Origin of the sequence: Mesorhizobium sp. LNJC405B00, from assembly GCF_000502615.1 — a bacterium.
In the GTDB taxonomy this organism is placed as follows: domain Bacteria; phylum Pseudomonadota; class Alphaproteobacteria; order Rhizobiales; family Rhizobiaceae; genus Mesorhizobium.
This window is the reverse complement of the sequence record NZ_AYWC01000044.1, coordinates 1-13,005: the sequence shown is the minus strand read 5'-3', so window position 1 is coordinate 13,005 and position 13,005 is coordinate 1. Positions and strand designations below refer to the sequence as shown.

The 13,005-nt window shown below is 58.3% G+C and carries 9 protein-coding genes and 2 pseudogenes; 4 read left to right on the top strand and 7 right to left on the bottom strand.

Going from position 1 to position 13,005, the window contains the following annotated elements; translation table 11 throughout:
• Positions 1–1,127 precede the first annotated feature (1,127 nt).
• From X756_RS1000000170280 to X756_RS1000000166910, 6 genes and pseudogenes are all read right to left on the bottom strand, one after another.
• Positions 1,128–1,555, bottom strand: a pseudogene (locus tag X756_RS1000000170280) (NAD(P)-dependent oxidoreductase).
• Positions 1,486–1,737, bottom strand: coding sequence for a hypothetical protein (locus X756_RS1000000170275; protein WP_245264608.1), 252 nt, complete (start codon positions 1,735–1,737; stop codon positions 1,486–1,488). The pseudogene X756_RS1000000170280 and the gene X756_RS1000000170275 overlap by 70 nt, the downstream one beginning before the upstream one ends.
• 122 nt (positions 1,738–1,859) lie before the next feature.
• Positions 1,860–2,153, bottom strand: a complete 294-nt coding sequence (locus tag X756_RS1000000170270; protein WP_245264607.1) for a hypothetical protein — start codon at positions 2,151–2,153, stop codon at positions 1,860–1,862.
• Between the two features lie 18 nt (positions 2,154–2,171).
• Positions 2,172–3,764 (bottom strand): response regulator, encoded by a 1,593-nt coding sequence (locus X756_RS1000000166920; protein ID WP_050589335.1) that lies wholly within the window; start codon positions 3,762–3,764, stop codon positions 2,172–2,174.
• Positions 3,733–4,128 (bottom strand): Hpt domain-containing protein, encoded by a 396-nt coding sequence (locus X756_RS1000000166915; RefSeq protein WP_023699256.1) that lies wholly within the window; start codon positions 4,126–4,128, stop codon positions 3,733–3,735. Before X756_RS1000000166915 ends, X756_RS1000000166920 begins: the two co-directional genes overlap by 32 nt.
• Positions 4,129–4,144: 16 nt before the next feature.
• Positions 4,145–7,987 carry a GAF domain-containing protein gene (locus X756_RS1000000166910; RefSeq protein WP_198020116.1) on the bottom strand — a complete coding sequence of 1,281 codons (3,843 nt, stop codon included), beginning with the start codon at positions 7,985–7,987 and terminating at the stop codon, positions 4,145–4,147.
• A gap of 249 nt (positions 7,988–8,236) precedes the next feature.
• Here X756_RS1000000166910 and X756_RS136545 point away from each other — a divergent pair, with 249 nt between their 5' ends.
• From X756_RS136545 to X756_RS01000000166390, 4 genes are all read left to right on the top strand, one after another.
• Positions 8,237–9,667, top strand: a complete 1,431-nt coding sequence (locus X756_RS136545; protein ID WP_198020115.1) for a Wadjet anti-phage system protein JetA family protein — start codon at positions 8,237–8,239, stop codon at positions 9,665–9,667.
• A gap of 137 nt (positions 9,668–9,804) precedes the next feature.
• Positions 9,805–10,320 carry a DUF4194 domain-containing protein gene (locus tag X756_RS01000000166395; RefSeq protein ID WP_023731920.1) on the top strand — a complete coding sequence of 172 codons (516 nt, stop codon included), beginning with the start codon at positions 9,805–9,807 and terminating at the stop codon, positions 10,318–10,320.
• Positions 10,317–10,595: an ATP-binding protein gene (locus X756_RS1000000169595; RefSeq protein WP_023731919.1), complete on the top strand. Its 279-nt coding sequence runs from the start codon at positions 10,317–10,319 to the stop codon at positions 10,593–10,595. Before X756_RS01000000166395 ends, X756_RS1000000169595 begins: the two co-directional genes overlap by 4 nt.
• 47 nt (positions 10,596–10,642) lie before the next feature.
• Positions 10,643–12,163 carry a hypothetical protein gene (locus tag X756_RS01000000166390; protein ID WP_023731918.1) on the top strand — a complete coding sequence of 507 codons (1,521 nt, stop codon included), beginning with the start codon at positions 10,643–10,645 and terminating at the stop codon, positions 12,161–12,163.
• Between the two features lie 371 nt (positions 12,164–12,534).
• On the opposite strand, the pseudogene X756_RS136550 reads toward X756_RS01000000166390, so the two are convergent.
• A pseudogene (locus tag X756_RS136550) lies at positions 12,535–13,005 on the bottom strand (transposase); the annotation flags it as partial.

Genomic DNA, 13,005 nt, shown 5'->3' with positions numbered 1-13,005 from the left:
GAAACCTCTTCCCGGGCGCTGCAGCTGAACAACACGCTTTCGCAGAGCGACATCCAGGCTATCGCCACGCAGAAATTGGTGAACCTGGGTCTGAAGAACGTCATTGTGACGATCGCGACCGACCCTGCCAGCGGCGGTTTCAAGATGGCGCATCTGACCGCCAGCTATGCCTTCGTCATCGCTTTCCCGTATTTCGACCAGTATCCGATAAATTACGCCACGACCGTCACGGTGCCCCTGGTTGCNGCGGAGAGAGTTTCGGCGAGCTTATTAATGTGTCGTTTGCCATTGCCTTTTCTGGGAGGCTGCGATGGTTGCAACGCCGATAGATATCGCTCGAGCGGCCACTACGGCAACCTGCTGATGCGCCAGAAGTCCATGGCGGAACCCGCCACATTTCGCCGGGACATGGATCAGTCGCGCAGGGCCATCCGAGCCTCACGCGAGCTTCTGAAGCGCCTTGGTCAACGTCGTCGCGACGTGGCGCTAGGCTGGGAAGATGCCGACCCGTCTACTGTTGCCGTCTCTGCGTTTCAAGCCGACGTTCTCCGCTCTGCATTCCGACGCCTACTCAGGGAAACCGGAGCGCCTGAGTGTCAATGGCGCGATTTAGCTAAGGCCCCCTGGTGCGCGATTTGACTGGGTGCGAGCTGATCGAAACTGGCTTGGTGGATTGGATCGTCAGCAAGTAGCCGCTGCCCGCCAGCGGCCCAGCAGCCGTCTGCGGGGACTTTGCAGCGGGCGCGCTGGGCCTGACCGGTGGGGCGGTGTGGTATCCGCCGGCTGGCGAACATATGCGCCTCCTGCCAACGCCAGNCGCGCTGGGCCTGACCGGTGGGGCGGTGTGGTATCCGCCGGCTGGCGAACATATGCGCCTCCTGCCAACGCCAGCGAAACATCCAAACGAACGAGGCGATCTAACCGCGATCTCGCCATCCAAGGCCAACACATAGGCCGATAGCAAAGGCCCATAATTGCTGAGAGAACGAAAATGGCCGACGCCATGGTTGGGGAACCCGGGTGGGTAGGCGCCGGCCACAAGCGGAACAGGCCCGCCGCGCCACACACATGGCTGATTTGTCATCACGTGGTTGTGGTGTGATCGCGTAGGGCTAGACCAGCGGAACCTAGTAAACGCCGCTTAGTAAGCGATCCTCGACGCGATCGTTCATCGCCACGACATGCGGCGTGCACAAGACGTTGGGTAGCGAAAACAGCGGATCGTCGGTCTTCGGCGGCTCCTGGTCGAACACGTCGAGAGCCGCACCCGCGATTTGGCCATTGGCCAGCGCTGCTCGCAGGGCCGTGTAGTCGATCAGCGATCCGCGCCCGGTGTTGACGACGATGGCTGACGGTTTCATCTTCGAGAACGCGGCGGCGTTCAGGATGTGATGGTTATCGGGGCTCGGCGTTGCGTGCAGCGTCAGGAAGTCGGATTGCTCCACCAGGGTGGAGAAGTCGACGAGTTCGACGGAGGCGCTTCCTTCAGGAAGGGATCGTAGGCAAGGATGCGGGTCTCCCAGCCCGAAAGCCGTTGCGCCACGCCACGGCCGATGCGGCCGAGGCCGAGGATGCCGACGGTGGCGCCGCGCCATGGGTCAGGCCGCGCCACCCGCCACGCCGCATGAATTCGGGCGTCCACGTGCCAAGTTGTTTGGCAACAGCCAGCATCAGGGCGACCGCGTGCTCGCTGACCGTGAAGATCCGAAAATCGTTCGGCGTACTCGAAACCAGAATGCCGTGCTCGGTGGCAGCGTCGAGGTCGATGCCGTCGATACCAATGCCGTATTTTTAGACGTACCGCAGTTCCGGAAGCGCCTGCATCACGCGCCTGGTGATGCGGGTGCCGCTTGCCCCCATCAAGGCGACACAGACATGTGCCGGGCAATCAGCTCATCCTCGGTAAAGCGCTTGAACGGCATTTCCCAGAGCGCATTGCCGAAAATGACGTTGACCCCACGCTCGCGCAGCCAGTCCAGCGAGGCGCCGGTTGGGTCGTAGCGTTCAAATGCGAGAACGCTGGGCAAGCCTTGAGCGCTCATGATGGTGGCGACCTCCTCAAAAACCTTCGAATTGCTTCCGCTGTACGGCTGCCTTGCATCCGCTTCGGAAGGCTTTTCGGGCGCTTGTCCGCTTGAATCAACTGGCATCACACTTCGATGTCCGATCTTTCATTCTGTGGGTGACGGCAGCAGATCAACGAGCGGCACAAAATCCTCCAGCGAGTCATCAAGTGGCGGGGGTTCTTCCTCAGCCTCCTGCTTTGGCTCCACCATCAGGAGACCGACGACGACCAGAGCCAGAGAGGCCCAGGTCAGCGCTGGTATCGACTCTCCGAGCAACAGCATGCTCCAGCCTATGCCGGCGGCTGTCCCCGCATAGGCGTTCTGGCTGGCGAAGACCGCACCGGTGCTGGAGACTAGCAAAATGAAGAGCAGCATCGCCAAATTGCTGGCGGCAGCCATCAGCAAGACGATGACGCCAAGCCGACCAGCCAATAGACCAAATGGCACGAAGTCCTGATAAAAAGCGGCAAGTGGGATCAGCATCAAAACCGAAACAACTAGGGTCATGCCGAACAGGGCGACGTTATCGATTTTGGCGGGCTTGGACTCTGAGAGATAGATATCCTCGACTGCGTAAGTGACGGGGATTACAAGAGCGATGACAAACCACACCCAACTGGTGGCTATTTCTCCGGGCTCTCCGTACAGGAGGATGATGGAGATGCCGACGAGACCCAATCCAAGCCCTAAAAAGCGCTTCAAATTCGGAGCTTCGGTCCGCATCAGAGCGGCGAACAAGAAGACAGCAAATCCCTCGAGCACGATGACAATGGAGACGATGGAAGCTGGAAGCTTGCTTGCCACCCAGTACACCAGAACCTGGTTGATCACCGAGCTAATGAACGCAAAACGAAGGATGAACGTCCGATCGGCTCGCGTGAGATCCTTGATTCTTGGCATTGTCCGTCGCTTCAAACTAATCCCGATGCAGAACACGGCTCCGATAATGTCGATGAGGATTGCCAATCCGACCGGATGAGCCTCAACAAGCGAAGCCATCTTGGAAAGTGGAACGACGACGCCCCATAACCCGCCACATGCCAGCAGCAGTAGAGCGCCACGAAACGTGCGAATATTTTGCCGCATCTTTCGCTCTCGCTCGTAAACCTTCTGGGCCATTGTCGCGAACACTGTGGCAAGCTTGCCGAGACCATCTGTACGGCTTGCTACGTCGCGGATGCCAAGCTTCGAAGGATTGAACCGCCCGGTCTCCAATGTGGCGGCCGCCCTGGTCAGCTTGGCCACCTGCCGCAGATATTCCGTCTCAACGTCGCGGAGTCTTTTTTTCTCGATGCAGGTCTCAACACGAGCCTTGAGTAGAGCTAGTTCAAAGTCCTTTGGCAGAAAGTCTTCCGCGCCAAGCTCGATGGCGCTAATCACGCTGCCCATTTCTTCATCGAGGGCCGAAATGACGATCACCGGCAGATCGCGAGTGGTCCGCGAAGACTTGAGCGCCTTGAGCACTTCGAAGCCATCCATTTCGGGCATGACGATATCAAGGAGTACGAGGTCGAATGGATTCTGAGCAACCTGTTCAAGCGCCAGCTTGCCGCTTGCGACAGCGGTTGTTTCATGGCCGAGCGACTGGATGGCTTTGCTGAGTTTCAGGCGCACAGTGCCTGAGTCATCGACTATGAGGACGCGCGCACCTTCTGGTGCGCGAGCATCAGGTGATTGTGTCTCCGATTCTATGCTCATTCGGTTGTCCCCCTCGTTTCAAATCGGCAAGGCGAGAGCTTAGATCTCGGCTGGCCGTGTCACACGCGCCCGCGATGAGTTCCACTTCCGTCGCGGCCGCGCCGGGCATACTGTCGCGGCAGGATTGTTCCATTGCCGCGCAAAGCGCGGAAAGTTGGTTGGCGCCGAAGTCCCGCGCGCTTGATTTCAGCGTATGGGCAGCGCGGCCAAGACCTGAACGGTCGCCGGACTCCGCAGCCCGGCGCATCTGCTCGACCAGCAACGGGGATTCCTCCAGAAAACTCTCAATGAGTTCTGCAAGAGAGTCTTGATCCCCACCTATGAGATCAAGGAGCTTGTCTAGAGCGTCCTGCGCAACATCCATGACCGGACCTTTGTTGTCAGTTGTGTTGGTGGGCGCGTGTAAGAGAGGCGACCAACTCCTCCACGCGCAACGGCTTGCTTAGGTAATCATCCATCCCAGCTTCCAGGTAGCGCTCGCGGTCGCCGGCCATTGCATTGGCGGTAAGTGCCACGATGAAAGGCTGCAGCGAGTCCCCGGCGCCTGATGCGCGGATCAACCTTGTGGCTTCGAGCCCGTCCATGTCCGGCATCTCGATATCCATCAGGATGACATCGTGTTGTCCCTTGGCAAATGACGAAATCGCCGTCTCTCCATCCACCGCCAAGTCTACCTTGTAGCCAAGCCGTTCAAGCACCTTGGACCCAATCTTCCGATTGGTGATGTTGTCATCAACCAGCAGGATCCGAAGCGGCAATTTCGCCGCCATTTCGCTGTCGAGGGATGGTCCCTTGGGTTGATCAGGCTTGGCTGAACGCATTGGAGCCACGGCAAAGACGGACATGAAAGCATTGAGGAGCGGCGAGGGCTTGATCGGCTTAGGAAGCATCGCCGCAAATTTGATGCTCTCGATATCTGCCTTGTTTCGCTCATCAAGAGGCACCAAGGAACTCAGCAATATCAGTGGAAGGTCACCTCTTTCACCAAGCCCACGCAATCGTTTGGCCAGTTTTATCCCGTCCATCTCTGGCATGTTCATGTCGAGCACGACGGCGTCATAATTTTCGCCGCTCGAAATCCTGCGCAATGCGTCCAGAGGCGACTCGGTCGTGTGTGGAATCATGGACCAGGATTGGGCTTGCAGAGACAGGATGCGCCGGTTGGTTGCGTTGTCGTCAACGATCAGCAGCCGCTTGCCTGCGAGTTCAACTTTTGCCAGCGACATTTGCGCCTGCCTGGGAGCGGGCGCAACGGCAGCGCGGATCGTGAAGAAGAATGTCGTACCCGACCCTTCAACACTTTCGACCCATACTTCCCCGCCCATCAGTTCTGCCAGGCGTTTGCTAATCGCCAACCCTAGCCCGGTGCCCCCGTAGCGCCGCGTCGTCGAGGCATCGACCTGGCTGAAAGACTTGAACAAGCGATCCAATCTGTCTTCGGGTATACCAATGCCGGTATCGCGTACTGCAAACTGCAGGGTGGAGAAGCCCTCTTCGCTTCCGCCATGGGGTGTCCCCGCCCCCTCAACTGCGGGCGGAACTTTCATCACCGACAGGACAATTTCACCCCGCTCGGTAAATTTCACAGCGTTGTTGAGGAAATTAAGCAAAATTTGTCGCAGTCTGGTGCTGTCTGCCACAATCCCGCCAGGAGTACCGGGCTCCACCAGGTATGCCAGGTCGAGTCCCTTCTCCGCGGTCTTGGAGGCCACCAGATCAATTGCGCTCTCAAGGCATTCCCGGAGTTCGAAGGGACTTGGATCAAGCTCCAGCTTGCCGGCCTCAACCTTGGAGAAATCGAGTATGTCGTTGATAATCGTTAGCAGGGCTTCGCCGCTGTTGCTGATCGTCTCGCTAATCTCGCGTTGTTCAGTGTCAAGCTTTGTACCAAGCAACAAGTTGCTCATTCCGATCACGCCATTCATTGGTGTGCGAATTTCGTGGCTCATCGTCGCCAGAAAAGAACTCTTCGCCTCATTTGCCGCCTCGGCCGCCTCTTTTGCCTGCTGCAGCGCCAGGGAAAGCTGTTTGAGCTCGGTAAATAGCTGCGCGTTATGGAGGGCCGCACCGGCATTGGCGGCAATGGTGGAAAGCAAGCGAAGCGAGTCATCGGTAAATATGCCCTCCCGCGTAGTGCTCTGAACACTGATAACTCCAAGCGTTCCTTGCGCGGTCTTGATCGGAACGCCGAGATAGGACAATGCATCCTTGCCGACGGGGGTAGCCCCGATCTGAGCTCCACGTTCCGCTACATCCTGATTGATCAGCAGCGGCTCGCCAGTCTCTATGATCTTGCTTGTCAGCCCCTCGCCAAGGGTTAGTGTGTTGAAGGCCTCGCCAAACTGATAGGGGAAATGGATTAGGTTGGTTTCCGGATCAAGCAGTGCGACGTAGACAATATCGGCATCAAAGATCTCCTGCATCTGGTTACCGATCAACTGGATCGTGCTGTCAAGTTCCGATTCCGCTATGAGCGCCTGACTAACCGTTCCAATGGCGGCAAGTTCGGCAGCGCGGGCTTCAGTCACCTTGAGCAGACGCTGAGTTTCATTGAATAGACGGGCGTTGGCGATGGCGACCCCCATGCTGGAGGCCACCGTCTGCAGCAGGCGCACGTCGTTTTCGTCGAACGCATGCTTCTGATAGCTCTGCACACTGAGAACACCCAGTGTTCCCTCACCAGACTTGATCGGCACGCCTATGTAAGAGGCAGTCCTATCCTCTTCGTGTGGAAAGTAGGCGCCAAGCTCTTTTCCTTCCTCAAGAGTGCCAAAAACAAAGGGCTCACCTGTTGTGATGATTTTCGAAGCTACTCCCATGCCCATTGGGAATGGATCGATAGCTCTATAGGTCCTAAAGTATGCATAAGGGACATGGATCAAGCCGGTTTCGCTATCGTGTAACAAAATTTCACTGACTTCGATGCCGAAAGCCTCCCGCACCTTGTCGCCTACCAAGCGAATAACAGTGTCCAGGTTAAGCGACTTCGTCATCGCTTCGCCAACGCTGTTGAGAATCGCCAGTTCTTTTGCGCGGTCCTCTGTCACTTTCAGCAGGCGCTGCGTCTCATCGAACAGATGTGCGTTGGAGATGGCTACGCCCATGCTGGATGACAGCCCCTGCAACAGACGCACATGATCTTCATTGAAGACATTCTTCTCGTAGCTCTGAACGCTGACGACACCCAAAATCCTGTCACCAGCGATGATCGGCACGCCCAAGTAGGATTCGGTCCTGTCATCTTCCGTAGGTATAAGTGCGCCCAGAGCAACGTGTTGCTCAGTCGAGCCCAAAACCAATGGCTTGCCTGACAGTATGACCTTGGACGTCAGACCTTCGCCCATCGCAAATGGCTCGGGGTCCTGATAGTCCCTGTAAAACGCATAGGGTACGGTGATCAGATCAGACTTCTCGTCACGCAGCAGGATTTCGGTGACGTCTGTTCCAAATATCTCGCGCACCTTGTCACCGACGATGCGCGTGACGGTCTTGACATTCAACGTCTTGGCCATTGCTTCGCCGACACTGTTGAGGATCGCGAGTTCTTTTGCGCGGTCCTCGGACACTTTCAACAGCCGCTGGGTTTCGTCGAAAAGGCGGGCATTCGAGATGGCAACTCCCATGCTCGACGAGAGAGCTTGCAAGAGACGCACGTGATCTTCGCTAAAGGCGTTCTTTTGGTAACTCTGCACGCTGACAACTCCTAGAGTTCTGCCTCCAGCGATGATCGGCACGCCTAGGTACGATTCTGATCGCTCCGCTTCGGTAAGTGCGATCACATCAAACTTGAGGGACTGCTCAAACGTATCAATAACCAGCGGTGTTCCAGAGAGAATGACCTTTGAGGTAAGTCCTGCGCCCAAAGTGAACGGCTCCACGTCCTGGTACTCACGATAGAATGAATACGGGACGGTGATGAGATCAGATGCCTCATCGTGCAGCAGTATTTCCGTGATGTCCTCCCCGAATATCTCCCGAACCTTGTCACCGACGATGCGTGTGACAGTCTTGACGTTCAACGTCTTGGCCATTGCTTCGCCGACGCTGTTGAGGATCGCGAGTTCCTTTGCGCGGTCCTCGGTGAGGTCGAGCAGACGCTTGTTGTCGGCAGAAAGTTGACTGAGTTGAGTTGCCCCAGATGCTTTGGCGACTTCCAGCTCGGCAATGTACCGGTCCGCTGATTCGAGTCGACCAGCAAGGTCGATTTCGACTGAGCTCTGCATGTCGGCTGTCTCCCCCAAAAATCCGCCAAGAGTGCGAGCGGCATCCTTCCCCAACTGCTCATCATACATTAGCAAGCACTGTTACATGCCGCGCAGTTGATTGTCAGTACCCGGCCAGCGTCTTTGCGCAGCCATTAGCCTCTGATGTCCGCTTCTGCCACAAATCACCCAGTCCCGGTCATGAGAAATGTCCGCTTTCGCGAGCGGCCATGGGTGCCCGCTATGAACCAGATGAGGCGCGAGGCGGTCATGCCCGATGTCACCTGCGAAAGTCTGCTTCGGGTCACGTCACGACGATGTTCGCACCGAATTAAAGTTCCGGGCGAGCATGCTGAACTCTGGCGAGAGGACGAGGCCCCGATCGTTCTCGACCAGTTGGCCACTCGCCGCGGACGCCGCATCAGGCGGCGAAAATTTGGAAGCGGCCGATCCGCAGGCGACAAACGAAGCGATATACGGGCGCGCCACATCTATAACCGGCTCATTGCAACAGGCTGGATCGAAGAGAGCCGTTATGGCCTAAAGGTAACCGTGGACATGCCTGCTGGCGCCATGCGCCTCGCCGAGTTTCTCTGCGATCTGCGCGAGGGCCTGACAGAGCAGTTGAGCGGCTTGGTTATTCAGGTAAAGAATGAACTCGATGCTCTATTGCTAAATGCACGGGAGAACGCACCGGGGCTGCACAAAGCCGCCCGCGACGCCGCCACATTTGGGCGCTATCTGCGTAGCGTGCTGAGCGCGCTGCGTGAAATCGACAAGCAGGTCTTGGCAAGCGACAGCGTCGGACGCAGGCTGCGCCACTACTTCGAAGACTTCGTCGAGCGGATCCTACTGCAGGACTATGCCGCGATCTCGACGACTTCTCATCCCTACCGGTTTCGTCATCGCATCTTCACGGCGCTCGATTCAATCGAAGATTCGATCGCCGACGTTGGCGCAATCGCCGAAGCCTATTGCGAGGTTCGACTCGCCCCGGACATCACTGCTGCACGGGACTTGGTGTACGACGACCTTCACAAGGTCCGGCGTGTTTTCGATCAGATCGAAGAAGCGTTCGAGCGGATCCAACAGCATCGCAGCCGGCTCGAAACGCGCCTGCGCAACACGGTGCGCTATGCAGGCCGTCGTGGCGGCACTTTCCTTCAACGTAGCAAGCCGATCATGCTTCGGCTTGATAAACTGCTCGGGGGGCACCGAGCCGATTACAGCCTATCCGGACTGCTCGAGTCCCGACAGACGTATTGGTCGCCGCTGCTACTCGCGCGAGCACGCAACTACCGCACGACAGTGACGGGCGGGGTTCTCGTCCTACCCCCTCCAGATCCCCTGCGAGAAATTCGGAAGCAGCTCGAGCGCGGGTATCTGAATCGCCTCGCGGTGACGCCGGAAAAAGTAAGCCGCTTTTTGGAGAAGCGGGTTCCTCCATTCGGTGCAAGCGACGCTAGCCATTTCTGGATCGACAACGTTGACGATTTTCTTGCGTTCGAGACTTTGCGGCTCTCGGTTCTGGCGGCAGACCAGGATGGCCGAGGCAACGCTATAGCTGATCACCTTGCTTCAGCGTTTGGCTTTTCGCCTGCCCTCGGGCACTGGGTCGACAATGCCTGGTTAAGTTGCACTGGCTTCACCGTCACACGCCGAGGCGACAGCATAACGCTCGAGGGCTCGCATGCTCAGTGAGTTCCAGGCGCTCGAAGCGCGCGATCCGCGCCGCATGCAACGCGTAAGGCAGGTGATTAGTCACTTGCTGCGTAATCAGTTTTTGCACGTCGAGGATCGAGGTTCGTCGAGTCTCCTGGATACGTTGCTCAAATCGGATGTCGAACGGCTTGCTTCCGACTACTTTGACGTTGCCGGCTATCGATATTGTGCGCGAGAGCGAAGGATGGGCAGGCATTCTGCCTGACACGGAACAGATCAGCCATCCGCGCATGCGGATCGACGAGACCCTGGTACTACTTCTCTTTCGCAGGCTTTGGGAAGAAGGCGTTCAGGAGGGCGATGTCGAGCGATACGGGAGTGTGCTGGTAACGCTTAATGCCGCTTACGACGCATATCAGGACATGGTGGCGCGCGCCCGCCGGCCGACCCTGTCGATTGCCGATTTTAAAGCACTGGTCGCGACTCTCGAGCGGCGCGCCATCATTCGCCTGGGTGAGCTCGACGACGAATTGGAAGATATTCCACTCACGATCCGCGCCCTGGTGGCTACCGTCGCCGGTGACGAATTCCTCGCCCATCTTGAAGAGCTGCTCTCCCGCCCGGACTTTCAGGACACCGACTTGGAGCCGGTGAACAACAATACGGACGCCAACGAGGAGGATGAGGCATGATGCAGCTCGTCCACATCGCGCTCGTACAATGGCACTTGTTCGACCGCGAAGATCTGGCGATTGCCGGTGACACCGCGATCTTGGGCCAAAATCGTTCGGGCAAATCAACGCTGATCGATTTAATCCAGGCAGTGATGACAGGGGGGGGGCCCGGCGTTGGTACCAATTCAACCGCTCGGCGGGCGAAACCGGCAACCGCAAATCGGAGCGGACCTTGCGCGGCTACTGCTTGGGTCAACTCAACGAGCATGAGTTTTTGCGAGAAGAGGCTGTAACCCATATCGCGCTTGTATTCGCGGACCCACAAGGAGTTCGGCCGCCGGTGAGTGTCGGCTTGTGTATTGAGGCTTCGGCCACAGATGAGGCGCAAGTCGTGGGGCGCTATATCGCACCCGGAATCCGCATAGATACCGACCTTCTCGTCGAGCACCTGGAGGGCAACCAGCAGCGGTCGGCGCCGTGGACGTTGGTGCGCGAGCGTCTAGAGCTAGCCTGCAGTGCTAAGGGAACAGCGCTGATTCGGCCTGATGGTCCACGCAACCATATCCGCGAATATATGCGCCAGCTATTCACCGGTAGGCGGCACAGCGACCCTGAGCGCTTTGTTCGCGCGTTTGTGATGGCACTCTCGTTCGAAGACATGCGGTCTGTTGAAGGCTTCGTGCACAATTTTCTTTTGGCTAAGAACGACATCAACATCGGCGAACTGCGTGAGAGCATTCAGCGGTACCGCGACATCCAGAAGGACATCCACGAACTTGAACGGCGGCTGGGTGCACTCCGGGCCCTCGCCGAACTGGTAGCCGCATTCGTAAGCTTGCTCGAGCGTGAGGAAATCGCCAGGGGCGTCGCACGGCTGGCAGCACTGATCGAGGCGGGTACGGCTCTTCTTGCCAACATCAAAGAACGCCGAGACAATCGTGCTGCGGTCGACGACACGCAGCGCATGATCGATAGGTGCGATGACGAGATCAAGTCGCTGCGCGAGCGGCAGGAGAGTCTCGTCGCGCAATCGCTAGCAGAGGGTGTTGCTGGAAAGCGCGCGGTAGTACAGAGCGAACTAAAGGCCGTCGAGCTTGCCCAAGCAGAGATCTCGAAGCGCTTGCAAGCACGATTTCTTGCCGTTGCCCGCGCAGCCAGCTTGCTTGACCATCGCGAACAATTGGCATCGCTAAAGCTTGGCGCCTTGTTCCAGAGCCTCGAAGCTCTCAAGAAAAAGAGCGGGGGGCTGGCGCCGCCGAGATGGCCGCGCGAACCGCACGAGATGGAAGAGCTCATCGCGGGCGCGCGCGAGGCTGCATTGGTTAATGTCGAAAAGATACTCGACCGTCGCGACAATGCGATTGCACAGCGCCGCAAGCTGCAGGAAGAAATTGCTGATCTAGTCCACCGCCGCGACCGCGCACGCGCCGGTCAGGTCGCGCTCGATGACCGCACCGTTCGGCTGATGGCCGCGCTGCAGAGGGAGAATATGCGGCCACGAGCGCTTTGTCAGGTCGCGGAGATCATAGACGCTGATTGGCGCGAGGCGGCGGAAGGGCTGCTGGGACGTGATCGTGAAGCTATTCTAGTCGAGCCTGAACATGCTTCTCGCGCAGTCGAGATCCTGCGTTCCGGCCGCGACAGCTTTCGCGGGTGCCGCGTGGTTAATACGCGTCGTTTGACTGAACAACGCTCCGGCTTCGAGACTGGATCATTGGCGACTGTCTTCGCCAGCGAGGACCCACTCGCCATGGCGTTTATCCGCTTTCGCACCGGTCAAGTGCGTCTCGCTGATACGCAGGCAGTGTTGCTTGGGGTGGCCGCGCGATTATGCGCGACGGTGCTTACAATAGCGGGATAGTTGTTGAAGTGTTGCGCACACAGGACCTCAAGATCGGCCGCGCCGCTGCCCCGTTGATGGAAGCTGAGCTGACGCGCCAGATAGCGGAACGCCAGGGTTGGGTGGCAACACACTTGGATGCGGAGCGGTTCCACGACGATATCCGACGCAAGCTCGAGCCGTTAATCGAGGAGGTGCCGGTCGCGGACCGCCTCGACCTGCTAGCTGAAGCCATCGACCAGCATAACGTAATGCGAACCGAGCTGCAGCAGCGGCTGGACCGAATTGCAGCGACAGTCGACCCAGCGATCCAACAAGGACTAGACCTCGTGAAGCTTCAGCTAGGCAGCGCGAGCGATGAGAAGGAAGAGCTCATCGATCGCCGAGGCCGGCTTGAGGCCGCGCGCCTTGAGGCCGACGAGGAAGTCCCTCCAGGGCGAGCGGCTCTCGCGATTGGCCATCTCCACGGCCAGGATCTGGCGCCTTCCGTCCCAGTCGATACCGACCGCGATCAGCACCGCCTGGCTCATGACAACACCGGCTTCACGCACCTTCTGGTAGCGCGCATCGAGGATGAGGTAAGGAAACGGCTCTTGAAGGGGGCGCCTGGCAAAGGCAGCGAGGCTCTCGTCCAGCCGCTTGTTGATGGCCGAGATCGACGAGGCCGAGAACGCATGACCGCACAGCTCTTCCGTGATCGCCTTGACCTTGCGGGTCGACACGCCCTGGACATACATCTCGGCCAGTGTCGCCACCAAGGCCCGCTCCGAACGCTGGTAGCGCTCGAACAGCTCGGTGGAGAAGCGCCCGGCCCGGTCCTGCGGAACCCGCAGCTCGAGCTTGCCGACCCGCGTCACAAGGGT

Coding starts and splice junctions, on each gene's coding strand:
- X756_RS1000000169595 (WP_023731919.1), top strand. CDS start 10,317: ATGATGCAGCTCGTCCACATCGCGCTCGTACAATGGCACTTGTTCGAC.
- X756_RS1000000166910 (WP_198020116.1), bottom strand. CDS start 7,987: ATGCAGAGCTCAGTCGAAATCGACCTTGCTGGTCGACTCGAATCAGCG.
- X756_RS01000000166395 (WP_023731920.1), top strand. CDS start 9,805: ATGTCGAACGGCTTGCTTCCGACTACTTTGACGTTGCCGGCTATCGAT.
- X756_RS1000000166920 (WP_050589335.1), bottom strand. CDS start 3,764: ATGAGCATAGAATCGGAGACACAATCACCTGATGCTCGCGCACCAGAA.
- X756_RS1000000166915 (WP_023699256.1), bottom strand. CDS start 4,128: ATGGATGTTGCGCAGGACGCTCTAGACAAGCTCCTTGATCTCATAGGT.
- X756_RS136545 (WP_198020115.1), top strand. CDS start 8,237: ATGCCCGATGTCACCTGCGAAAGTCTGCTTCGGGTCACGTCACGACGA.